This window comes from Streptomyces sp. NPDC006655, from assembly GCF_040703965.1.
Lineage (GTDB): Bacteria > Actinomycetota > Actinomycetes > Streptomycetales > Streptomycetaceae > Streptomyces.
Map to the genome: position 1 here is coordinate 115,696 of NZ_JBEYJU010000006.1, position 22,077 is coordinate 137,772.

General features: G+C 71.4%; 22 protein-coding genes and 1 pseudogene. 18 read left to right on the top strand and 5 right to left on the bottom strand.

All coding sequences use genetic code 11. The annotated features are described in order from the left end of the window. Nucleotides 1-267: 267 nt before the first annotated feature. The 15 genes and pseudogenes from leuA to AB0958_RS05440 all read left to right on the top strand — a co-directional run bounded on the left by leuA (nt 268) and on the right by AB0958_RS05440 (nt 15,140). Complete coding sequence (gene leuA, locus AB0958_RS05370) at nt 268-1,989, top strand: 2-isopropylmalate synthase (RefSeq protein WP_366888960.1); 1,722 nt, start codon at nt 268-270, stop codon at nt 1,987-1,989. Between the two features lie 184 nt (nt 1,990-2,173). Further along, nucleotides 2,174-2,869, top strand: a complete 696-nt coding sequence (locus tag AB0958_RS05375; protein ID WP_366888961.1) for a TerB family tellurite resistance protein — start codon at nt 2,174-2,176, stop codon at nt 2,867-2,869. A gap of 132 nt (nt 2,870-3,001) precedes the next feature. After that, nucleotides 3,002-4,156 carry a sialidase family protein gene (locus tag AB0958_RS05380; protein WP_366889018.1) on the top strand — a complete coding sequence of 385 codons (1,155 nt, stop codon included), beginning with the start codon at nt 3,002-3,004 and terminating at the stop codon, nt 4,154-4,156. Nucleotides 4,157-4,214: 58 nt separating this feature from the next. Further along, nucleotides 4,215-4,748, top strand: a complete 534-nt coding sequence (locus AB0958_RS05385; protein WP_366888962.1) for a SigE family RNA polymerase sigma factor — start codon at nt 4,215-4,217, stop codon at nt 4,746-4,748. Beyond that, nucleotides 4,745-5,728: a hypothetical protein gene (locus AB0958_RS05390; protein WP_366888963.1), complete on the top strand. Its 984-nt coding sequence runs from the start codon at nt 4,745-4,747 to the stop codon at nt 5,726-5,728. Before AB0958_RS05385 ends, AB0958_RS05390 begins: the two co-directional genes overlap by 4 nt. A gap of 155 nt (nt 5,729-5,883) precedes the next feature. After that, on the top strand, nt 5,884-7,488 hold the full coding sequence (locus AB0958_RS05395) for an ABC transporter substrate-binding protein (protein ID WP_366888964.1): 1,605 nt from the start codon (nt 5,884-5,886) through the stop codon (nt 7,486-7,488). Between the two features lie 4 nt (nt 7,489-7,492). Next, nucleotides 7,493-8,452 carry an ABC transporter permease gene (locus tag AB0958_RS05400; protein WP_366888965.1) on the top strand — a complete coding sequence of 320 codons (960 nt, stop codon included), beginning with the start codon at nt 7,493-7,495 and terminating at the stop codon, nt 8,450-8,452. After that, nucleotides 8,449-10,488 (top strand): dipeptide/oligopeptide/nickel ABC transporter permease/ATP-binding protein, encoded by a 2,040-nt coding sequence (locus AB0958_RS05405; RefSeq protein WP_366888966.1) that lies wholly within the window; start codon nt 8,449-8,451, stop codon nt 10,486-10,488. The genes AB0958_RS05400 and AB0958_RS05405 overlap by 4 nt, the downstream gene beginning before the upstream one ends. Further along, on the top strand, nt 10,485-11,495 hold the full coding sequence (locus AB0958_RS05410; RefSeq protein ID WP_366888967.1) for an ABC transporter ATP-binding protein: 1,011 nt from the start codon (nt 10,485-10,487) through the stop codon (nt 11,493-11,495). The genes AB0958_RS05405 and AB0958_RS05410 overlap by 4 nt, the downstream gene beginning before the upstream one ends. Next, the gene (locus AB0958_RS05415) at nt 11,492-12,418 is read left to right on the top strand and encodes a dihydrodipicolinate synthase family protein (protein WP_366888968.1); all 927 of its coding nucleotides are present in this window, start codon (nt 11,492-11,494) and stop codon (nt 12,416-12,418) included. Before AB0958_RS05410 ends, AB0958_RS05415 begins: the two co-directional genes overlap by 4 nt. 109 nt (nt 12,419-12,527) lie before the next feature. Then, nucleotides 12,528-12,752, top strand: coding sequence for a hypothetical protein (locus AB0958_RS05420; RefSeq protein WP_366889022.1), 225 nt, complete (start codon nt 12,528-12,530; stop codon nt 12,750-12,752). A gap of 49 nt (nt 12,753-12,801) precedes the next feature. Beyond that, nucleotides 12,802-12,891, top strand: a pseudogene (locus tag AB0958_RS05425) (DNA repair protein RecO); the annotation flags it as partial. Nucleotides 12,892-12,923: 32 nt separating this feature from the next. Then, nucleotides 12,924-13,673, top strand: a complete 750-nt coding sequence (gene recO, locus AB0958_RS05430) for a DNA repair protein RecO (RefSeq protein ID WP_360519830.1) — start codon at nt 12,924-12,926, stop codon at nt 13,671-13,673. A gap of 41 nt (nt 13,674-13,714) precedes the next feature. After that, nucleotides 13,715-14,554 (top strand): isoprenyl transferase, encoded by an 840-nt coding sequence (locus AB0958_RS05435; protein ID WP_366888969.1) that lies wholly within the window; start codon nt 13,715-13,717, stop codon nt 14,552-14,554. 46 nt (nt 14,555-14,600) lie between these two features. Further along, nucleotides 14,601-15,140, top strand: coding sequence for a YcxB family protein (locus tag AB0958_RS05440; RefSeq protein ID WP_366888970.1), 540 nt, complete (start codon nt 14,601-14,603; stop codon nt 15,138-15,140). Here AB0958_RS05440 and AB0958_RS05445 read toward each other — a convergent pair whose 3' ends face one another. The 4 genes from AB0958_RS05445 to AB0958_RS05460 form a co-directional block, all read right to left on the bottom strand. Next, nucleotides 15,141-15,563: a transcriptional repressor gene (locus AB0958_RS05445; protein WP_366888971.1), complete on the bottom strand. Its 423-nt coding sequence runs from the start codon at nt 15,561-15,563 to the stop codon at nt 15,141-15,143. Between the two features lie 61 nt (nt 15,564-15,624). Beyond that, nucleotides 15,625-16,527, bottom strand: coding sequence for a metal ABC transporter permease (locus AB0958_RS05450; RefSeq protein WP_366888972.1), 903 nt, complete (start codon nt 16,525-16,527; stop codon nt 15,625-15,627). Further along, nucleotides 16,527-17,291 (bottom strand): metal ABC transporter ATP-binding protein, encoded by a 765-nt coding sequence (locus AB0958_RS05455; protein WP_366888973.1) that lies wholly within the window; start codon nt 17,289-17,291, stop codon nt 16,527-16,529. Before AB0958_RS05455 ends, AB0958_RS05450 begins: the two co-directional genes overlap by 1 nt. An 11-nt stretch (nt 17,292-17,302) precedes the next feature. Then, entirely contained in the window at nt 17,303-18,259 is a 957-nt protein-coding gene (locus AB0958_RS05460; protein WP_366888974.1) for a metal ABC transporter substrate-binding protein, read from the bottom strand. A 162-nt stretch (nt 18,260-18,421) separates the two neighbouring features. On the opposite strand from AB0958_RS05460, the gene AB0958_RS05465 reads away from it, so the two are divergent. The 3 genes from AB0958_RS05465 (at nt 18,422) to AB0958_RS05475 (ending at nt 21,617) form a co-directional block, all read left to right on the top strand. After that, complete coding sequence (locus AB0958_RS05465; RefSeq protein ID WP_046729864.1) at nt 18,422-19,804, top strand: glycine--tRNA ligase; 1,383 nt, start codon at nt 18,422-18,424, stop codon at nt 19,802-19,804. Between the two features lie 152 nt (nt 19,805-19,956). Further along, nucleotides 19,957-20,979 (top strand): aldo/keto reductase, encoded by a 1,023-nt coding sequence (locus AB0958_RS05470; protein WP_366888975.1) that lies wholly within the window; start codon nt 19,957-19,959, stop codon nt 20,977-20,979. 47 nt (nt 20,980-21,026) lie between these two features. Beyond that, entirely contained in the window at nt 21,027-21,617 is a 591-nt protein-coding gene (locus AB0958_RS05475) for a TetR family transcriptional regulator (protein WP_366888976.1), read from the top strand. Here the strand turns inward: AB0958_RS05475 and AB0958_RS05480 are convergent. Then, on the bottom strand, nt 21,610-22,014 hold the full coding sequence (locus tag AB0958_RS05480; RefSeq protein ID WP_366888977.1) for a hypothetical protein: 405 nt from the start codon (nt 22,012-22,014) through the stop codon (nt 21,610-21,612). The genes AB0958_RS05475 and AB0958_RS05480 overlap by 8 nt on opposite strands. Between the last annotated feature and the right edge of the window lie 63 nt (nt 22,015-22,077).

Genomic DNA, 22,077 nt, shown 5'->3' on the forward strand with positions numbered 1-22,077 from the left:
GCGGTGGGGGCTGGTCGCGCAGTTCCTCCCCCAGCCTTCGGCCGGGGGTACCCCCAGCGCCCCTGGCGGGGCGCCGGTAGTCCCGCATGCTGATACAGAACCGCTTGCTCCATGGGGCTCGGCTAGAGTGCTGTGCATCATGCGTTTCGGGCTGCTTCTTCTTAGCTGCCGCGGCGAGGGCCTGTAGTCCAGGTCGACTCCCTCCCCGCGGAGCTTCGTGTTGCGTCGTCGGCCGTCCTTCCGGACACCCACCAGGAGCCCCGCATCATGGCGAACCGCCAGCAGCCCACCACCATGCCGATCCACAAGTACGGCCGTTACGAGCAGGTCGACATCCCCGACCGCACCTGGCCCCAGCAGCGGATCACCGAAGCCCCCCGCTGGCTCTCCACGGACCTGCGCGACGGCAACCAGGCCCTGATCGACCCCATGTCGCCCGAGCGCAAGCGCCGGATGTTCGACCAGCTGGTCAAGATGGGCTACAAGGAGATCGAGGTCGGCTTCCCCGCCTCCGGTCAGACCGACTTCGACTTCGTGCGCTCGATCATCGAGGAAGAGGGCGCGATCCCGGACGACGTCACCATCTCCGTCCTGACCCAGGCCCGTGAGGACCTGATCGAGCGGACCGTGGAGTCGCTGAAGGGCGCCAAGCGGGCCACCGTGCACCTCTACAACGCCACCGCGCCGGTCTTCCGCCGGGTGGTGTTCCGCGGCTCCCGGGACGACATCAAGCAGATCGCGGTCGACGGCACCCGCAGGGTGATGGAGTACGCCGAGAAGCTGCTGGGCCCGGAGACGGAGTTCGGCTACCAGTACAGCCCGGAGATCTTCACCGACACCGAGCTGGACTTCGCGCTGGAGGTCTGCGAGGCGGTCATGGACGTCTGGCAGCCCGGCCCGGGCCGCGAGATCATCCTGAACCTGCCGGCCACCGTGGAGCGCTCGACGCCGTCCACGCACGCCGACCGCTTCGAGTGGATGGGCCGCAACCTGTCCCGCCGCGAGCACGTCTGCCTGTCGATCCACCCGCACAACGACCGCGGTACGGCCGTCGCCGCCGCCGAGCTGGCACTGATGGCCGGCGCCGACCGCGTCGAGGGCTGCCTGTTCGGGCAGGGCGAGCGCACCGGCAACGTCGACCTGGTCACCCTGGGCATGAACCTGTTCTCGCAGGGCGTCGACCCGCAGATCGACTTCTCCGACATCGACGAGATCCGTCGCGTGTGGGAGTACTGCAACCAGATGGAGGTCCACCCGCGCCACCCGTACGTGGGCGACCTGGTCTACACGTCCTTCTCCGGCTCCCACCAGGACGCCATCAAGAAGGGCTTCGACGCCATGGAGGCCGACGCGGCCGCGAAGGGCGTCACCGTCGACGACATCGAGTGGGCGGTGCCGTACCTGCCGATCGACCCGAAGGACGTCGGCCGCTCCTACGAGGCGGTCATCCGGGTCAACTCGCAGTCCGGCAAGGGCGGTATCGCGTACGTCCTGAAGAACGACCACAAGCTGGACCTGCCGCGCCGGATGCAGATCGAGTTCTCGAAGATCATCCAGGCCAAGACGGACGCCGAGGGCGGCGAGGTCACCGGCTCCGACATCTGGGCGGTCTTCCAGGACGAGTACCTGCCCAACCCGGAGAACCCCTGGGGCCGCGTCCAGGTGAGGACGGGCCAGTCGACCACCGACACGGACGGCGTGGACACCCTGACCGTGGAGGCCACCGTCGACGGCGAGGACACCGTCCTGACCGGCTCCGGCAACGGGCCGATCTCCGCGTTCTTCGACGCGCTGCAGAGCCTGGGCATCGACGTACGCCTGCTGGACTACCAGGAGCACACGATGAGCGAGGGAGCCTCCGCGCAGGCCGCCTCCTACATCGAGTGCGCGATCGACGGCAAGATCCTGTGGGGAATCGGCATCGACGCGAACACGACGCGTGCGTCGCTGAAGGCGGTCGTGTCCGCCGTCAACCGCGCGACGCGATAACCCCTCTGACCGGCGGTTCAGCGGCCCTGATCACCGCATACGGCGATCAGGGCCCGCTGTTTCTCGGCCATCCGGCCATGAAGATCACGGAAAGGTCTCGTCCGCGGTACTGACTCCGGCTCCTCCATGTGGCTAACATCACGCCAGCGGTGGCGATGTTGCCACGGCGTTACGGAGGTGCGACGTGCTGCCAGTACGGGGACGAGACGGCCGGGACGTCAGGCCTGCCCGCATCCTGGGCACCCGCACCGCGTGGACACCCGTCGGCGACGGCGAGTTCTTCTGCCCGGGCTGCGGAGGCGACCGCAACTACCAGCGGCTCACCGGCCGCCGCCGCTTCACCCTGCTCGGCGTGCCCGTGCTGCCCCGCGGCACCACCGGTCCGGTCGTGGAGTGCGCCGCCTGCCGCCGGCACTACGGCACCGACGTCCTCGACCACCCCACCACCTCCCGCTTCTCGGCGATGCTGCGCGACGCCGTGCACACCGTCGCGCTCGCCGTCCTCACCGCGGGCGGCACCTGCTCCCGTACGTCCCTGGAGGCGGCGGCGGTCGCGGTGCGCGCGGCCGGGTTCGAGGACGCCACCGAGGACCAGCTCGGCGCCCTCGTCGACGCCCTCGCGGCCGACACCGGCCGGGTCTTCGAGCAACCGGGCGGCGCGAGCCTCGCCATAGAGCTGCACGAGGCCCTCGACCCGCTCGCCCCCCACCTCGCCCCGGCGGGACGGGAGTCCCTGCTTCTGCAGGGCGCCCGGATCGCCCTCGCCGACGGCCCCTACACCCACCGCGAACGCGAGGTCCTCGGCACGGTCGGCGCGGCCCTGACCATCTGCGCCGACGACGTGACCCGGCTGCTGGCCGCCGCCCGCACCCCCTCGTGACCCGCGCGGGAAACTGACGGCATACCAAACCTGGTGACCCTTTTGGCCGTTGTGGGGTGCGATGTCGGTATGCAGGGGAAAAATGAAGGGGTGACCCAAGAGTCTCCTGTGATCCGCGTCAGCCGCATCGTCCTGGCCGGCTCCCTGCTCCTCGGGGCGTTCACGGTCCAGCCCAGGGCCTGGGCGGCCACCTGCGCGTCCTCCGTGCCCTACGTCTCCGGTGAGGGCGGCTACGCCCAGTACCGCATCCCGGCCGTCGTCCGCACCTGGCACGGCACCCTGCTCGCCTTCGCCGAGGGCCGGCACTCCACCACCGGCGACAGCGGTGACATCGATGTCGTCCTCAGGCGCTCCACCGACGGCGGCTGCACCTGGGACCCGCTCCGGGTGGTGGCCGACGGCAAGGGGAACACCCGCGGCAACCCCGCACCCGTCGTCGACCCGGCGAGCGGCGACGTGGTCCTGGTGACCTCCTACAACGACGGCTCGGTGAACGAGGACCAGATCATGCGCGGTCAGGTCGGCAAGGAGCAGAGCCGCCGGGTGTTCGTGCAGCGCAGCCGGGACGACGGCCGCCACTTCACCAGGCCGCACGAGGTCACCGCCCAGGTGAAACCGGCCGGCTGGCGCTGGTACGCGACGGGTCCGGGCCATGCCGTCGCCATCGCCCGGGGACCGCACCGGGGCCGCCTGGTCGTCGCCGCCGACCACTCCGCCGCGCCGCGCGCCGGCTCCCCCGACACCGGCCGGGAGTCCAAGTACTACGGCGGCCACGCGATCTACAGCGACGACCACGGCCGCAGCTGGCACCTGGGCTTCGTCGACGACTCCTACACCGGCCACGACAACGCCAACGAGACCACCGCCGCCGAACTGCCGGACGGCCGCCTCTACTTCAACGCCCGCGACCAGAACGGCTCCAGCCCCGGCAACCGGCTCGACGCCTGGTCCAGCGACGGGGCCGAGACCCTGGACGCCCGGTTCACCGTGCAGCCGACGCTCCGGCAGGTCCCCGTGGTCGAGGGCTCGGTGCTGCAACTGCCGGGAGCGGACGCCCCGTTGCTCTTCTCGGCGCCGTCGGTCCCGACGGCCCGCAAGGCCATGGCCCTGTGGGCCAGCACGGACGAGGGCATCACCTTCGAGAGGCTCACCACCCTCTCCGGCCTGAAGGCGGCCTACTCCGACCTGGTGCAGGTGGCCAAGGGCACGGTGGGGGTGCTCTACGAGACGGGCACGAGAACGGCGTACGACACCATCGAGTTCCGCCGGCTCAAGAGCCCCGGGTAGCCCCGGCCGGGCAACCGAATCGGGGCGCCCGGTGGTCTGGAGGGCGAGGGGGTGGCTGATGCAGGCCGAACTAGAGGCCCAGTTCCAGGAATTCGTCAGAGCGAGATGGACCCATCTGGTCCGGACCGCCTATCTGCTCACCGGCGATCCGCACCACGCGGAGGACCTCACGCAGACCGCGCTGGCGAAGGCGTACCGGTCGTGGCGCCGTGTCTCGCGGACCGACCGCCCGGAGGCCTACGTCCGCCGCATGCTGGTCAGCTGCAACAGCGACAGGTTCCGCAAGCGCCGGGTCACCGAGTCGCTGACCGCCGCGCCACCGGAGCGCGTGCAGTACGACGACGCGGTGTCCCGCGCCGACGAACGCGGCACACTGCTCGCCGCGCTGGCCCAGCTGCCGCCCAAGCAGCGGGCGGTGGTGGTGCTGCGGTACTGGGAGGACCTGTCCGAGGCGGAGGTCGCCGACGTGCTCGGCTGCTCCCCGGGCACCGTCAAGAGCCAGGCGTCCAAGGGCCTGGCCAAGTTGCGTACGATTCCGGGGCTCGCGCAGGCCATGAGCCACGCGGCGCCCGCGCAGGGAGGCACCAGGTGAGCGAAGAGACGCAGGGCGGGGGAGCGGAGCCGGACTTCGAGGAGCGGCTCCGGACGCTGCTGGCGGGGGACGCGGCGCAGGTGCGGCCGTCGCCGGTGCCGTACCCGGAGATCCGCCGGCGCGGTCTGGTGGAGCGGCGCCGCCGCATGGGCGTGACCGGGGCGGCGCTGGCGGCGCTGGCGGCGGTCCCGGTCGGCGCGTACGCGCTGGGCGGCGGCTCCACCGTGACGAGCCCCGCCGGTCCCGGTCCCACCGCGCTCGCCAGCGCGCACCCGGTCCCGACCGGCCCGGCGCCCTCCTCCCCGGCAGCCCCGTCGTCGACGCCCTCGGCGCCGGCGGCCACCCCGACGGCCCCGGCCCGCCCGGCGTCCGCGGCGCACCAGCTGCTGGACGGGATCACCTTCGAACAGGCGGCCGCCGGACTCGGCAAGTGCCTCGCCGACAACGAGGCGCACCGCACGCCCAAGGACCCGACCTACACCGACCTCGGCAGGCCCGGCGACTACCGGATCATCCTGGCGATGCGCAGCACCGGCGACTCCAACGCTCCCGGTGACGGCTACTTCGTGGTCGCGGTGCGCCAGAAGCCGGTGCCGGCCCGGCTCATCTGCACCGTCAAGGACGGCGCGGCCTCCGGCCTGAACACCAGCATCGGTGACCCCTTCGGGGACGCGAAGACGTCCGTGGTCCCGGACATCGACAGCGGCAAGCTGTACCAGCAGTCGATCATCGACAAGGGCCACTGGAAACTGCCGTTCCGCTGGGGGATCATCGGCGGCCGGCGCGCCTCGGTGAGCCGGATGACCGTCTCCTACGGCGACGCCGCGGGCCAGGTGGTCCTCGACCACGGCTGGTTCGTCGCCACCGGCACCCTGCACCAGCAGGTCACCAGGGCCCCGCACCTCAAGGGCTACGACGCGGCCGGCAAGCTCGTCTACGACTCCGACCAGGACGCCTCCTACGAGAAGACGCTGCCCTAGGTGTTCCGTGCGGGGAGCCCTACGGAGTGCCATTGGTCCCACCTCTGATGGTTTACGCCATTCGCGCGCTGTGCCTTGACCGCCCCTGAACCCCCTCTTATGGTCGCGCTAACCCAGGACGTCCGACGTCTCCTTCCCCCCACGCCGGAGGCACCGTGCGCGATCAGGCGACCCACGCCCGCAGGACGTTCCTGAGACACGCGGGCGCCCTGGGCGCCGCCGCCTCGCTGACCCCGCTGACGGCCTGCGGGCCCGAGTCCACCATCGACCTCGGCGGCGCGGGCTCCGACCGCACCCTGACCGCCGTCATCGGCTACGGCAACGACGGCAGCTGGGACCCCACCCAGACCGCCTCCGCGTTCGCGATGGCCGCCAACAACCACATCTACGAGGGCCTCGCCGACACCGACCCGATCACCCGCGCCCCCTACCCGGCGCTGGCGACCCGGCTGCCGGCCGACCCGGACGCCACCACCTGGCGGTTCACCCTGCGCCGGGGGGCCACCTTCCACGACGGGAGACCGGTCACCGCCGACGACGTCGTCTTCGTCTTCGACCGGATCCTCGACCCGGGCACCCCGACCCTCGTGCAGAACTTCTTCGCGAGCTGGCTGAAAGAGGCCCGCGAGGTCGACACCCGCACCGTCGACCTGGTGCTCCGCTTCCCCTTCCCGGACGGCGTCGCCCGCCTCACCCTCGCCAAGATCATGCCGAAGCACGTGTTCGCCCGGCCCGGCGCCTGGGACGACGCGATCAGGGGACTGGCGGTGGGCTCGGGACCGTACCGGCAGACCGGCCACCACCCGAAGTCGAACACCACCTTCGCCGCGTACGACCGCTACAACGGGCCCCGCAGGCCCGCCTTCCGGCGCATGAACTGGCTGACGATCGTCGACGCCGCCTCCCGCGTCGCCAGGATCTCCGGGGTGGACGCGGGCGCCCAGATCTCCGACAACATCCCCTACGCCACCATCCCCCGCCTCGAACAGGGCGGCCTCTCGGTCGGCGGCGGCGCCGGGATGAACAACCTGTTCCTGATGTTCAACACCCGGCACCCGCCCTTCGACGACGTCCGGGTCCGCCAGGCCCTGCACTACGCCATCGACAAACGGGAGATCGTCGAGGTCGCCCTCAAGGGCCACGGAAAGCCCGCGCGTTCCTTCCTGAACGAGGCCAACCCCAGCTACCGCAGGGCGAGGACGGTCTACGACCACGACCCCGAGAAGGCGAAGGCGCTCCTCGGGGCCGCCGGAGTCAGCGGGCTGCGCGTCGACCTCCTCGCCGTCAACGTGAGCTGGATCGTCGACTGCCTGCCCACCATCAAGTCGTCCTGGGACGCGATCGGCGTCCCCACGACCCTGACCCCGCAGGAGACCACGGCCGTGTTCACCAAGCTGGACCAGAAACAGGACTACCAGGTCGTCGCCGCCGTCTCGAACCCCAACCAGTTCGGCCTCGACGCCGACCTGATCATGCACTACAACTACGGCCCCGAGAACCTCTGGACGAACTACGCCCGCTGGGCCGGCCACCCGGTGGCGAAGCGGCTCTTCAAGGACATGGACGCGGCCACCCGCGAGGCGGACCCCGGGAAGAAGAAGGCGATGATCCAGGACTACCTCGACGTCGTCGCCGGACAGGCCGTCATCTACCCGGTCGTCCACAACGAGCTGATCACCGCCTGGGACCCGCACCGGCTCACCGGCATAAGGGCCCAGCCCTACCCCGGTATCAACGTCCTCACCGCCAAGTGGGCCTGACGGCATGAACGCCGTCCTGCGCATCCTGCTGCGCCGCGTCGCCCTGCTGGTGCCGCTGCTGCTCGGCATCGCCCTGTTCGTGTTCCTGGTGATGCGCTTCTCCGACGTCGACCCGGCGTCCGCGTTCTTCCAGGGGGCCAACCCCACCCCGCGGCAGCTCCACGACTTCCGGGAGCGAAACGGCCTGCTCGACCCGCTCCCGCTGCGCTACGCCCACTTCGTCCGCGACCTGCTCCACGGTGACCTCGGCACCAGCGCCCTGACCCGCACCCCGGTCCTCGACCAGGTCCTCACCGCGCTCCCGCTCACCCTCCAGCTGACCTTCCTGGGCCTGGCCGTCGCCGTCGTCCTGGCCCTGGCCGGCGGGATCACCGCGGCCGTCTTCCGCGACCGCGCGCCGGACCAGGTCATCCGCGTGCTCTCCCTGATCGGCGTCGCCGCCCCCGCCTTCTGGCTGGCCCTGCTGATGATCCAGTACCTCGCCGTCGACCACGGCTGGTTCCCGACCGGCGGCTACATCAACCCCGAGGACTCCGTCACCGGCTGGCTGAGGACCATGGCCCTGCCCGCCCTCGCGCTCTCCCTGCCGGTCGCCGCCCAGCTCACCCGGATCGTCCGCACCTCGGTCGTCGAGGAACTCGACAAGGACTACGTCCGCACCGCCGTCGGCAGCGGCCTGCCGCCCCATGTCGTCGTCGGCCGCAACGTGCTGCGCAACGCCCTGGTCAACCCGCTGACCGTGCTCGGCCTGCGGGTCGGCTACCTGCTCGGCGGCGCGGTCGTCATCGAGACCGTCTTCGCGCTGCCCGGCATGGGCAAGCTGCTGATCGACGCCGTCCAGAACGGCGACCCCGCCGTCGTCCAGGGCGTCGTCCTCACCACCGCCACCGGCTTCGTCGTCGTCAACCTCGTCATCGACCTCCTCCACCTCCTGGTCAACCCGCGCCTGAGGGAGGCGGCATGACGACGTTCACCCGCGCGGGCCTCACCGCCGCCGTCGCCCGCCCCGGGGTACGGCTGCGCGGGCTGCCGCGGCCGTCGAAGGCGGCCCTCGCCTTCCTCGCCGTCATCGTCCTGGTGGCGCTGTGCGCACCGCTGCTCGCCCCCGACGACCCCCTCGCCCAGCAGGCCCCCGCCGACGGCACCGGGCACCCCTCCGCCGGCCACTGGATGGGCCAGGACAGCCTCGGCCGGGACATCCTCAGCCGGCTGATGTACGGAGCCCGCTGGTCCCTCGCCATCGGCCTCGGCGCGACCGGCCTCGCGCTGCTCGCCGGGGCGCTCCTCGGGGCCCTGGCCGCCACCTCCCGCAAGGCCGTCGACGAGACGCTGATGCGCTGCCTGGACGTGGTGATGGCCTTCCCCGGCATCGCCCTCGCCGCGGTCCTGGTCGCCGTCTTCGGCGGCGGCATCACCGTTCTGATCTGCGCGATCGCCTTCCTCTTCACCCCGCCGGTGGCCCGCGTCGTACGGGCGAACGTCCTCGACCAGTACGGCGAGGACTACGTCACCGTAGAACGGGTGATCGGCGCCCGCACCCCGCACATCGTCGTCCGCCACGTGGCGGTCAACTGCCTCGCCCCCGTGCTCGTCTTCTGCACGGTCCAGGTCGCCGAGGCCATCGTCTTCGAGGCGTCCCTGTCCTTCGTCGGCGCGGGCGTGCGGCCCCCCGACCCGTCCTGGGGCAGCGTCATCGCGGACGGCAAGAACATGGTCCTGACCGGCGGCTGGTGGGCGACCCTCTTCCCCGGCCTGCTGATCCTCCTCACGGTCCTCTCCCTCAACGTCCTCTCCGAGGGGGTCTCGGACGCCTGGGCGTTCCCGGCGGGCCGAGAGGTGGAGCCGACGGAGCCTGTGGCGGTACTCGAGCCGGGGGAGGCCCCGGAACTGCCCTCCCTGACCGAGGCGGCCGACCGGCTACGACGGCGTGCCCGGCCCCTGCCCTCTCGGGAGGGACCGCCGGTCCTGTCCGTGGAGAACCTCACGATCGCCTTCCCGGACCGCCACCGGGGTGTGCACATCGTCGACAGCATCAGCTTCGAGGTCCACGCGGGCGAAGTCCTCGGCCTGGTGGGCGAATCCGGCTGCGGCAAGTCCCTGACGGCCTTGACGATCATGGGTCTGCAGCCGAGGACCGCGAGGGTAGCGGGCCGAATCGATTTCCACGCCGGTGAGGGAACGCGCCCCAAAGGGGCGCGGGGCTGTACCGAACATGCGGCTGCCGCCGCGCGGGCGCGACCAGCCCCCACCGGCCCGCACCCGCCCGTCGACCTCACCACCCCCCACCCCCGCCTCCTCGGCCACGAACTGGCGATGGTCCACCAGGACGCCCTCTCCGCCCTGAACCCCTCCATGACCGTCAACGCCCAGCTCAGGCAACTCACCCGGCGCGGCGGCCGCCGCACCCCCACCGAACTCCTCACCCTCGTCGGCCTCGACCCCACCCGCACCCTCCGCAGCCGCCCCCACGAACTCTCCGGCGGCCAGCGCCAGCGCGTCCTCATCGCGATGGCCCTCTCCCGCGACCCCCGTCTGATCATCGCCGACGAACCCACCACCGCCCTCGACGTCACCGTCCAGGCCCAGGTGATGGAACTCCTCCTCCGCCTCCGCGCGGAACTCGGCTTCGCGCTGATCCTGGTCTCCCACGACCTCGCCCTCGTCGCGGACGTCACCGACCGCGTGGTGGTGATGTACGGCGGCCAGATCGTGGAGACCGGCGTCACGGCGGACCTCGTGGGCTCCCCGGCCCACCACTACACCCGCGGCCTGCTCGGCAGCGTCCTCTCCCTGGAGTCCGGCGCCGAACGGCTCACCCAGATCAGGGGCGTCGTCCCGGCGCCCGCCGACTTCCGGGCGGGCTGCCGCTTCAGCGACCGCTGTCCCGCGGCGGACGAGCGCTGCCGCACCACACCCCCGGCCCTGCTCGGCACCCCCGCTCACACCGCGGCCTGCCACCACCCGGCCGTCGACCTGGCGGGCACGGAGGTGGTGTCATGAGCGCCGTGGCGCTGTCCGACGTCCACGTGGTGCACCGGGCCCGCGCCGGCGGCCTGTTCGGCCGGGACCGGGTGTACGCGCTGACCGGTGCCGACCTCAGCGTGGCGGCGGGCGAGACGGTCGGGGTGGTCGGCGAGTCGGGGTGCGGGAAGTCGACGCTGGCGAAGGTGCTGGTGGGCATCCAGCGGCCGACCGCAGGCACGGTCACCTTCCAGGGCCGCGACCTGTGGTCGATGCCGGCGGCCGAACGCCGGACCACCGTCGGCGCGGGCACCGGCCTGGTCCTCCAGGACCCCTCGACCGCCCTGAACCGCCGGCTGCCCGTCGGCCGTGTCCTGCGTGACCCGCTGGACGTGCACCGGCGTGGTACGAAGGCCGAACGGGAGGACAGAGTAAAGGAGTTGATGAGCCTGGTCGGATTGCCGGGGGCCCTGGCCGACGCGCTGCCCGGCCAGCTCTCCGGGGGCCAGCGCCAGCGCGTCGCGATCGCCCGCGCGCTCGCTCTCGACCCGCCGCTGGTGGTGGCGGACGAACCGACCAGCGCCCTGGACGTCTCGGTCCGCGCCCAGATCCTCAACCTCCTCCTCGACCTGCGCGAACGCCTCGGGCTCGCGCTGGTCCTCGTCTCCCACGACATCCAGACGGTACGGCGGATGAGCGACCGGGTGATCACCATGTACCTGGGCCGGATCGTCGAGGAGACCCCGGCCGCCGACGTCACCGGGGGCGCCCGCCACCCGTACACCCGGGCCCTGTTCTCGGCCGCCCCCGGCCTGCTCGACCCCGTCGACCCGATCCCGCTCACCGGCCCGGTGCCCTCGGCGACCCGGCCGCCGTCCGGGTGCCCGTTCCGTACCCGCTGCTGGCGGGCGGACGACGAGTGTGCCGTCCGCATGCCTGACTTCGCGGCCGGGTCACGGCCCGGTCACCGCTACCGCTGCCATCACCCCGTCCATCCTGGGGAGGAGGACCAGCCGAGCCGCCGTCTGCCCAGGGAGCCCCGATGACCCTGCCCACCCCGCTCACCGGAGTCGTACCGCCCGTCTGCACGCCCCTGACCCCGGACCGCGAGGTGGACGTCCGCTCCCTGGGCAGGCTCGTCGACCGTCTGGCGGAGGCCGGCGTGGACGGCCTGTTCGTCCTCGGCTCGACCTCCGAGGCGGCGTACCTGACGGACCGGCAGCGCAGGCTGGTCACGGAGACGGTGGTCTCCCGGGCGGCCGGAAGGCTGCCGGTCCTGGCGGGTGTGATCGACATGACCACGCCCCGGGTCCTGGACCACGTGGCGTCCGTCACCTCCGCGGGTGCGGACGCGATCGTCGTCACCGCCCCCTTCTACACCCGCACCCACCCCGCCGAGATCGCCCGCCACCTCCGCCTGGTCGCCGAGCGTTCGCCCGTCCCCGTGATCGCCTACGACATCCCGTCCGCCGTCCACACCAAGCTCCCCGCCGGCCTGGTCCTCGAACTGGCCGCCGAGGGGGTGCTGGCCGGTCTGAAGGACTCCAGCGGGGACCTGGCGGGCCTGCGCGAGGTCGTCGTCGGCAGCCGCGGCCTGCCCGGTTTCGGCGCGCTGACGGGCTCCGAGCTGACCGTCGACTCGGCGCTCGCGCTGGGCGCCGACGGGGTGGTGCCGGGGCTCGGCAACGTCGACCCCGACGGGTACGTCCGGCTGTACCGCCTCTGCCGGGCGGGTGACTGGGAGCGGGCGCGGGGGGAGCAGGAGCGGCTGTGCGGCCTCTACCGGATGACCGGCGTCGGCGACCCGGGCCGGATGGGCGGGAGCTCGGCCGCGCTGGGGGCGTTCAAGGCGGCGCTGCACCTGCGCGGGGTGATCGACTGCCCGGTCACGGCCGAACCCCAGGTGCCGCTGTCGGAGGCGGAGACGGAGCGCGTGGCGAAGTTCCTCGCGGGGGCGGGGCTGCTGTAGGCCGCCCGGGGGACCGGCCGCGGGGACAGACTCCGGCCGAGTCTAGGCACGCAGCGCCACCTCGGTGATGCGAAGCGTGAAATCGGCGGGGTCGGGGGAGCCAGGTGAGGTGAACGCGAAGAACCTCCCGACCGGCTCCTGCGCCGTCGACACCCGTACCGGACGGCTGGGCATCGTCATGGGGCACGAGGGCCCCTATGTGCAGTTGCGGCCGTACGGGGGAGGACGGGAGTGGGACGCCCACCCGGACGCCGTGCGCGTCGCCACCCAGGCGGAACGGCTCAGCGCGGCCACCGCCCACGCCAACGCCCGCAGCCGCGGGGAAGTCCCTTGAAGGTCCCGCCGCGCACCGGCCGCCCGCCGCGGCAGGGCAGAATGGGCCCATGAGTCTGTTCCGCGACGACGGCATCGTGCCGCGCACCCAGAAGCTGGGTGAGGCGGACCGGATCATGCTGTTGCCACGCGGGGGCCGACCCCCGCACCCCCAGCCGAGGGTCGGTGCGCCATGAGTCTCTTCCGGGACGACGGCATCGTGCTGCGCACCCAGAAGCTCGGCGAGGCGGACCGCATCATCACTCTGCTCACCCGTGGGCACGGGCGGGTGCGGGCCGTCGCCCGGGGGGTGCGGCGGACCAAGTCCAAGTTCGGCGCCCGGCTGGAGCCGTTCTCCCATGTCGACGTGCAGTTCTTCGCCCGGGGGAGCGAGCTGGTCGGCCGCGGGCTGCCGCTGTGCACGCAGAGCGAGACCATCGCGCCGTACGGCGGCGGGATCGTCGCCGACTACGCGCGGTACACCGCCGGCACGGCCATGCTGGAGACCGCCGAGCGGTTCACCGACCACGAGGGCGAGCCGGCCGTGCAGCAGTACCTGCTGCTGGTGGGGGCGCTCAGGACCCTCGCCCGTGGCGAGCACGCCCCCCACCTCGTCCTCGACGCCTTCCTGCTGCGCTCCCTCGCCGTCAACGGCTACGCGCCCAGCTTCGAGGCCTGCGCCAAGTGCGGCATGCCCGGTCCCAACCGGTTCTTCTCGGTGGCCTCCGGCGGCAGCGTCTGCGTGGACTGCCGGGTGCCCGGCAGCGTCGTCCCCTCGCCGGGGACCCTGGTACTCCTCGGGGCGCTGCTTACGGGAGACTGGGAGGCGGCGGACGCGGCCGAGCCGCGTCACGTCCGGGAGGGCAGCGGCCTCGTGTCCGCGTATCTGCACTGGCATCTGGAGCGGGGGCTGCGCTCGCTCAGGTATGTAGAGAAAAGCTAGGCAGCGAAAAGCCAGAGGGACCAGAGGGAGACGAGAAGCACATGGTCGTACGCGGGATCCTGGGAAGCCGGCGCCGCGAGTACAGCGCGCCGGAGCCGCACCCCTCCGGTGCCCGCCCGCCGAAGCTCCCCGGCGAGCTGGTCCCGGGCCATGTGGCCATCGTCATGGACGGCAACGGCCGCTGGGCGAAGGAGCGCGGACTGCCGCGCACCGAGGGCCACAAGGTCGGCGCGGAGCAGGTGCTGGACGTGTTGCAGGGCGCGATCGAGATCGGCGTCCGGAACATCTCGCTGTACGCCTTCTCCACCGAGAACTGGAAGCGTTCGCCCGACGAGGTCCGCTTCCTGATGAACTTCAACCGCGACTTCATCCGCAAGTCCCGTGACCAGCTCGACGGACTGGGCGTCCGGGTGCGCTGGGCGGGCCGGATGCCCCGGCTGTGGAAGTCGGTCGCCAAGGAGCTCCAGGTCGCCCAGGAGCAGACCAAGGACAACGACCTGCTCACCCTGTACTTCTGCATGAACTACGGCGGCCGTGCCGAGATCACCGACGCGGTGCAGTCGATCGCCGAGGAGGTGAAGGCGGGCCGCCTCGACCCGGCGAAGATCACCGAGAAGACCCTGCAGAAGCACATGTACTACGGGGACATGCCGGACGTGGACATGTTCCTGCGGCCCAGCGGCGAGCAGCGCACCTCCAACTACCTGATCTGGCAGAGCGCCTACGCCGAGATGGTCTTCCAGGACGTCCTGTGGCCCGACTTCGACCGCCGCGACCTGTGGCGGGCGTGCGTCGAGTACGCCTCCCGCGACCGGCGGTTCGGCGGCGCGATCCCCAACGAGGAACTGCTGGCCATGGAGGGCGACCGGCAGGGCGACTGACGGCCACCCCCTGCCTGCCGACGCGCGCCGGGTACGATCCCGCCTCATGGTCATGGACATGGGGCGGGACGCCGAACAAGGCGTGGTGGAGCTGGTCTACGAGCCGGCGATGGAGGACTTCACGGGGGTGCTGCGGGAACGCGAGCGGTTGCGGCGGCGGTGGGTGCGGCCGCGGCGCTGGGCCTTCGTGGTCGTGGCGCTCGCCTTCGTGCTGAACGCCTCGCTCTCCCTGGCGGGGCGTGACAAGCCCAACTGGTACCTGTTGATCGTGATGCCCTTGGCCGCGATCCTGGTGTACTTCACACCCCGGCTCCAGGCCCGCGCGTTCCAGAGGCTCGGCGCCCGCAACGGCACGTTTCGCGCGACCGTGACGGACGCCGGGCTGACGCTGGCCAACGACAACAGCACGACGTCGCTCAACTGGTCGGCGCAGCCCCGCTACCGGGAGACCAAGGAAGCCTTCTTCACCTACAGCGACGACAAGAACGTCTCCTGTTTCACCGTGCTGCCCAAGCGCGGTCTCCAGGATCCCGCCGACGCCGACCGGCTGCGCGCCATCCTCGACCGACATCTCACGCGCGTGTAGCTAGCAGCTCTCCGTGGCCCCGGCGCAGTCCGCGCACGTCCCGAAGATCTCGACGGTGTGGGCGACGTTGACGTACCCGTGCTCGGCCGCGATGGCCTCGGCCCACTTCTCCACCGCCGGGCCCTCGACCTCGACCGCCTTGCCGCACACCCGGCAGACCAGGTGGTGGTGGTGTTCCCCGGTCGAGCAGCGCCGGTACACCGACTCGCCGTCGGACGTGCGCAGGACGTCGACCTCGCCGGCGTCGGCGAGGTTCTGGAGCGTGCGGTAGACCGTGGTCAGGCCGACCGAGTCGCCCTTGTGCTTGAGCATGTCGTGGAGTTCCTGCGCGCTGCGGAACTCCTCGACCTCGTCCAGGCACGCCGCCACGGCTGCCCGCTGACGGGTCGAGCGGCCCTTCACGGGCGGTCCAGCGGTCGTCACCGGTTGCCTCCTCACATCACTGCTTCTGCCGGGCCATTGTGCCAGCCCGGGCTGAGGGAGGTCAGACGCCGACCTCGTCCGCGGACCCCCTGGTGGCCGGGATCGCGCACTCCGCCGGGTCCCCGGCGGGGCGGCGCGCGGCGGCCGCGCGGGCGCGTCGGCGGGCCAGCGGGGCGGCCAGCACGCTCAGCGCGAAGAACGCGGCGATGGTCAGCAGCACGATCGTCGCGCCCGGCGGGACGTACTGGTAGTACGAGGTGATCGTGCCCCCGATCGACACCGTCACACCGATCGCCACGGCGATCGCGAAGGTGGCCGCGAAGCTCCGGCTCACCTGCTGGGCGGCGGCCACCGGCACGACCATCAGCGCCGACACCAGCAGCAGCCCCACCACGCGCATCGCGACCGTCACGGTGACCGCCGCCGTGACCGCCGTCAGCAGGTTCAGCGCCCGTACCGGCAGGCCCGTGACCCGCGCGAACTCCTCGTCCTGGCTGACCGCGAACAGCTGCCTGCGCAGGCCGAGGGTGACCAGCAGGACGAACGCGGCGAGCAGGCAGATCGCGGTCACGTCCGACTGCGAGACCGTGGACAGCGAGCCGAAGAGGTACGACATCAGGTTGGCGTTGGAGCCGCCCGGCGCGAGGTTGATCAGCATGACACCGCCGGCCATGCCGCCGTAGAAGAGCATCGCGAGGGCGATGTCGCCCCGGGTACGGCCGTACCAGCGGATCAGTTCCATCAGGACCGCGCCGAGGACGGAGACGGCCGTGGCCATCCACACGGGGGAGGTGGAGAGCAGGAAGCCGAGGCCGACGCCGGTCATGGCGACGTGGCCGATGCCGTCGCCCATCAGGGCCTGGCGGCGCTGGACGAGGTAGATGCCGACGGCGGGGGCGGTGACGCCGACCAGGACGGCGGCGAGCAGGGCCCGCTGCATGAAGGCGTAGTTCAGGAAGTCCATCAGCTCAGCAGTCCTGTGCGCAGGGGGGTGTGCTCGTCGTGGGGGTGGACGTGGTCGTGGCCGGGCAGGGCGTGCTGGCCGACGGCGCGCGGCGGCGGCCCGTCGTGCAGGACGCAGCCGTCGCGGAGCACCACCGCGCGGTCGATCAGCGGCTCCAGCGGGCCCAGTTCGTGCAGGACGAGGAGGACCGTGGCGCCCTGCTCGACCTGTTCGCGCAGGGTCCGCGCGAGGATCTCCTGGCTGGCCAGGTCGACGCCCGCCATCGGCTCGTCCATGATCAGCAGTTCGGGGCGGGCGACCAGCGCGCGGGCGATCAGCACCCGCTGGTGCTGGCCGCCGGAGAGCGCCTCGACGTTGTCCTTGGCCCGGTCCGCCATCCCGACCAGGTCGAGGGCGTCCCGTACGGCCTCGTGGTCGGCCCTGCGGAAGAGTCCGAAGCGGGTGCGGGAGAGCCGGCCGGCGGAGACCACCTCGGTGACGGTGGCGGGGACGCCGCCGGCCGCGGTGGTGCGCTGCGGGACGTACCCCACCCGCGACCACTGGCGGAAGGCACGGCGGGGGGTGCCGAACAGCTCGATATCGCCGCCGGTCACCGGCACCTGGCCGATGACGGTGCGGATCGCCGTCGACTTGCCGGAGCCGTTCGCGCCGAGCAGCGCGACCACCTCGCCGCGGTGCACGGTGAGGTCGATACCGCGCAGCACGGGGCGTGAGCCCAGCTCGGCGGTCACCTGGCGCAGGGCTATGACGGGCTCGCCGGTCATCTCGTCTCCCGTCACTTGGTGCCCAGCGCCTGCTGGAGCGCCTTGAGGTTGGCTTCCTGGACGGCGAAGTAGTCCTTGCCGCGGGACTTGCCGGTGATGCCCTCGATCGGGTCGAGGACGTCCGTCCGCAGTCCGGCGTCGGAGGCGATGGTCCTGGCGGTCTTGTCGCTGACGAGCGTCTCGTAGAACACGGTGGTGACGCCGTCGGCCTTGGCCATGGTCTCCAGGTCCTTGACCCGGGCCGCGCTCGGCTCCGACTCGGGGTCGAGGCCGTTGATGGCCTCCTCGGTCAGGCCGTAGCGCTCGGCGAGGTAGCCGAAGGCCGCGTGGGTGGTGACGAAGACCTTGGACCTCGTGTGCGCGAGGCCGTTCTTGAACTGCGTGTTCAGGTCGTCCAGCTGCTTGACCAGGGCCGCGGTGTTCTTGCGGTAGTCGGCCGCGTGGTCCGGGTCGGCCTTCTCGAAGGCCTTGCCGACGCCCTCGGCGACCTGGGCGTAGCGCACCGGGTCCAGCCAGATGTGCGGGTCGAGGCCGGCCAGTTCCTCGTTCTTCGAGGTGTCGTGGGAGGCGGCGTGCCCGCCGACCTCGTTGCCGTGCTTCTCCAGGGTGGTCAGGGAGGCGGCGTCGATCTTCGTCTTGACGGACGACTGGGCGACCGCGCTGTCGACGGAGGGCTGGAGGTTCTTGAGGTAGAGGACCGCGTCGGACTTCTCGATCCCGACGATCTGCTTGCCGCTGATCTCCAGGTCGTGGGGTTCCTGGCCGGGTGTGGTGAGGCTGGTGACGTGGACGTGGCCGCCGCCGATCCGGTCGGCGAGGAAGGCCATCGGGTAGAACGACGCGACGACGTCGAACTTGCCGGTCCCGGCCGCCGTGGCGGCGCCGCCGCACGCGGTGAGGGTGGCCATGCCGAGTGCGGTGACGGTGGTCGCGGCGGCCGCGGGTATGAGGCCTCGTCGTACGTTCATGAGAGTCATTTTCAACAAACATGGAAACCGTTGTCAACAAGCTTCGGTGAGAGGCCGGTAAGGGGATCCGATTTGGTTGAGGGGGAGCCCCCGCCGGTACGCTGAAGCATTCGCTGTGAAGCGTCTCGCTTCGTCGCCCGTCGTCGTAATGAAGAGAGCACCGTGGCCGCCGACAAGATCGACACCATCGTCAGCCTGAGCAAGCGCCGAGGCTTCGTATTCCCGTGCAGTGAGATCTACGGCGGTCAGCGCGCCGCCTGGGACTACGGGCCGCTGGGTGTCGAGCTCAAGGAGAACCTGAAGCGCCAGTGGTGGCGCTACATGGTGACGTCCCGCGAGGACGTGGTCGGCATTGACTCGTCCGTCATCCTGGCCCCCGAGGTCTGGGTCGCCTCCGGTCACGTCGCCACCTTCACGGACCCGCTGACCGAGTGCACCGCGTGCCACAAGCGGTTCCGCGCGGACCACCTGGAGGAGGCCTACGAGGCCAAGCACGGCCGCCTGCCGGAGAACGGCCTGGCGGACGTGAACTGCCCGAACTGCGGCAACAAGGGCCAGTTCACCGAGCCCAAGCAGTTCTCGGGTCTGCTCTCCACCCACCTCGGCCCGACCCAGGACAGCGGCTCGGTCGCCTACCTGCGTCCGGAGACCGCGCAGGGCATCTTCACCAACTTCGCCCAGGTGCAGACCACCTCGCGCCGCAAGCCGCCGTTCGGCATCGCGCAGATGGGCAAGTCCTTCCGCAACGAGATCACGCCCGGCAACTTCATCTTCCGCACCCGCGAGTTCGAGCAGATGGAGATGGAGTTCTTCGTCAAGCCGGGCGAGGACGAGAAGTGGCAGGAGTACTGGATGGAGCAGCGCTGGAACTGGTACACCGGCCTGGGCCTGCGCGAGGAGAACATGCGGTGGTACGAGCACCCGAAGGAGAAGCTCTCCCACTACTCCAAGCGCACCGCTGACATCGAGTACCGCTTCCAGTTCGGCGGCAACGAGTGGGGCGAACTGGAAGGTGTCGCCAACCGCACCGACTACGACCTCGGTGCCCACTCCAAGGCCTCCGGCCAGGACCTCTCCTACTTCGACCAGGAGGCCGGCGAGCGCTGGACGCCGTACGTCATCGAGCCGGCGGCCGGTGTCGGCCGCGCGATGCTGGCGTTCCTGCTCGACGCGTACGTCGAGGACGAGGCGCCGAACGCCAAGGGCAAGCTGGAGAAGCGCACGGTGCTGCGCCTGGACCACCGCCTCGCCCCGGTGAAGGTCGCCGTCCTCCCGCTGTCCCGCAACCCGGAGCTCTCGCCCAAGGCCAAGGGTCTCGCCCAGGCGCTGCGGCAGAACTGGAACATCGAGTTCGACGACGCGGGTGCCATCGGCCGCCGTTACCGCCGCCAGGACGAGATCGGCACGCCGTACTGCGTCACCGTCGACTTCGACACGCTCGAGGACAACGCGGTGACCGTGCGCGAGCGCGACACGATGAAGCAGGAGCGGGTCTCCCTGGACCAGATCGAGGGCTACCTCGCGGGGCGCCTCGTCGGCTGCTAGGCGGCTGATCGGGTCGTCGTCCGCCCGGCCGTGCGGTTCCCCGCACCCCCACAGGGGTGCGGGGAACCGCTTTTTTGCGGGCTCGGCGACTCATGGCAACCCATGGAATGACAGATATTGAAATCTGTCAGCTGTCATGCCAGAGTGGAGTCATGACGACGCACACCCGCACCCTCGGAACCACCGGCCCGCAGGTCTCCGCCCTCGGCCTCGGCTGCATGGGCATGTCCGCGCTGTACGGCGAGGCCGACCGGGCCGAGTCGATCGCCACCGTCCACGCCGCCCTCGAAGCCGGCGTGACCCTGCTCGACACCGGCGACTTCTACGCCATGGGTCACAACGAGATGCTCATCGGCGAGGCCCTGCGCACCGCCCCCGCCGCGCGCCGCGAACAGGCCCTGCTCAGCGTGAAGTTCGGCGCGCTGCGCGGCCCGGAGGGCAGCTGGCTCGGATACGACGGCCGCCCGGCCGCCGTCAAGAACTTCGCCGCCTACTCCCTCCAGCGCCTCGGCGTCGACCACATCGACGTCTACCGGATCGCCCGCGTCGACCCGGACGTCCCCATCGAGGAGACCGTCGGCGCGATCAGCGAACTGGTCGACGCCGGGTACGTCCGGCACATCGGCCTCAGCGAGGCCAGCGCCGAGAACATCCGGCGGGCCGCCGCCACCGCGCCGATCTCCGACCTCCAGGTCGAGTACGCGATCATCACCCGGGACATCGAGCGGGAGATCCTGCCGACCACCCGGGAACTGGGCATCGGCATCACCGCGTACGGCGTGCTCTCCCGGGGTCTGATCTCCGGCCACTTCACCCGCGACCGGCAGCTCGGCGCCCAGGACTTCCGGGCCCACTCGCCCCGTTTCCAGGGCGACAACCTCCGGCACAACCTCGACCTGGTCGAGGCGCTGCGCAAGATCGCCGACGAGAAGGGGGTGACCGTGGCGCAGATCGCCATCGCCTGGGTGCTCTCCCGGGGCGCCGGCCACGGCGACGACATCGTGCCCCTCGTCGGCGCCCGCACCCGCGAGCGGCTCTCCGAGTCGCTGGGCGCGCTCGACGTCACCCTGGACGCGGCCGACCTGGCGGCGATCGAGGAGGCCGTACCGGCGGACGCGGCGGCCGGCACCCGGTACCCGGCCGTGCAGATGGCCACCCTCGGCACCGAGCAGTGATCACGGCCCCCGGCAGCGGGAACGGCCGTCCGGGTACCGTCTAGGGCATGGCAGCCACGTCCCCGCCCCCGGTCCTCACCGCCGAACGCATCCTCCAGGCGACCGAGGAGGTGCTGCGCCGGCACGGCCCGGCCAAGGCCACCGTGGTCGACGTGGCCCGCGCGCTCGGCGTCAGCCACGGCAGTGTCTACCGGCACTTCCGGACCAAGGCGGCGCTGCGCGCGGCGGTGACCAAGCGGTGGCTGGACCGCACCTCGGCGGCGCTGTCCGGCATCCTGGCCGAGGACCGGGCCCCCGACGAACGGCTGCGCGCCTGGCTGCGGGCGCTGTTCGAGGCCAAGCGGCGCAAGGCGAGCGACGACCCCGAGCTGTTCGCCACCTACATGGTGCTGGTCGAGGAGAGCGGACCGGCGGTCGCCGAGCACATCGCCGACCTGACCGGCCAGCTGACCCGCATCATCGCGGACGGGACCGGGTCGGGCACCTTCACGGTGCCCGACCCGGCCGCCGCGGCCCGCGCGGTCTTCCAGGCCACCGGCCGCTTCCACGACCCGGGCTACGCCCGCGAGTGGGAGCGGCCGGAGGCCGACGGGGACTTCGCGTCGCTGGTGGACCTGCTGGTGCGCGGCCTCAGGTGACGTTGACCGTCACGGTCGGGGAGTAGACCTTCTTGCCGACCGCGGCGACCCGCAGGTGCTGGGTCCCCTTCTTCTTGAACGACGTGGTCAGCGAGTACGAACTGCCGTTCTTGATCTTCGTGTTCACCTTGAGCGGGACCCACTTGCCGCTCTTCTCGTGCTGGAGCACCAGCGGCGCGCCCACCTTCAGACCTGACGTACGGCCGGTGAAGGTCACCGACTCACCGGTGGCGACCGAGGACTTGGTGGCCTTGATCGAGATCGAGGCCATCATGGACGGCGAGGGGCTCGCCTTGGTCTCCGCGGCGAGGGCGCCGGCGCTGCCGGCCGACAGCAGGGCCAGCGAGAGGGCGCCCGAGGCGAGGGCACGGGTCATCTGACGCTGAGTGGTGTGCATGGAGTGCTCCTGTCGAGTGACGAGGGGACCCCTCCAGGCTTGGCCGGGTCGCCCGCGACGGCG

Excerpts from the sequence above, each read along its gene's own strand:
- leuA (WP_366888960.1), top strand. The coding sequence starts at position 268 with ATGGCGAACCGCCAGCAGCCCACCACCATGCCGATCCACAAGTACGGC.
- AB0958_RS05385 (WP_366888962.1), top strand. The coding sequence starts at position 4,215 with ATGCAGGCCGAACTAGAGGCCCAGTTCCAGGAATTCGTCAGAGCGAGA.
- AB0958_RS05400 (WP_366888965.1), top strand. The coding sequence starts at position 7,493 with ATGAACGCCGTCCTGCGCATCCTGCTGCGCCGCGTCGCCCTGCTGGTG.
- AB0958_RS05405 (WP_366888966.1), top strand. The coding sequence starts at position 8,449 with ATGACGACGTTCACCCGCGCGGGCCTCACCGCCGCCGTCGCCCGCCCC.
- AB0958_RS05410 (WP_366888967.1), top strand. The coding sequence starts at position 10,485 with ATGAGCGCCGTGGCGCTGTCCGACGTCCACGTGGTGCACCGGGCCCGC.
- AB0958_RS05415 (WP_366888968.1), top strand. The coding sequence starts at position 11,492 with ATGACCCTGCCCACCCCGCTCACCGGAGTCGTACCGCCCGTCTGCACG.
- recO (WP_360519830.1), top strand. The coding sequence starts at position 12,924 with ATGAGTCTCTTCCGGGACGACGGCATCGTGCTGCGCACCCAGAAGCTC.
- AB0958_RS05435 (WP_366888969.1), top strand. The coding sequence starts at position 13,715 with ATGGTCGTACGCGGGATCCTGGGAAGCCGGCGCCGCGAGTACAGCGCG.
- AB0958_RS05440 (WP_366888970.1), top strand. The coding sequence starts at position 14,601 with ATGGTCATGGACATGGGGCGGGACGCCGAACAAGGCGTGGTGGAGCTG.
- AB0958_RS05450 (WP_366888972.1), bottom strand. The coding sequence starts at position 16,527 with ATGGACTTCCTGAACTACGCCTTCATGCAGCGGGCCCTGCTCGCCGCC.
- AB0958_RS05455 (WP_366888973.1), bottom strand. The coding sequence starts at position 17,291 with ATGACCGGCGAGCCCGTCATAGCCCTGCGCCAGGTGACCGCCGAGCTG.
- AB0958_RS05460 (WP_366888974.1), bottom strand. The coding sequence starts at position 18,259 with ATGAACGTACGACGAGGCCTCATACCCGCGGCCGCCGCGACCACCGTC.
- AB0958_RS05470 (WP_366888975.1), top strand. The coding sequence starts at position 19,957 with ATGACGACGCACACCCGCACCCTCGGAACCACCGGCCCGCAGGTCTCC.
- AB0958_RS05475 (WP_366888976.1), top strand. The coding sequence starts at position 21,027 with ATGGCAGCCACGTCCCCGCCCCCGGTCCTCACCGCCGAACGCATCCTC.
- AB0958_RS05480 (WP_366888977.1), bottom strand. The coding sequence starts at position 22,014 with ATGCACACCACTCAGCGTCAGATGACCCGTGCCCTCGCCTCGGGCGCC.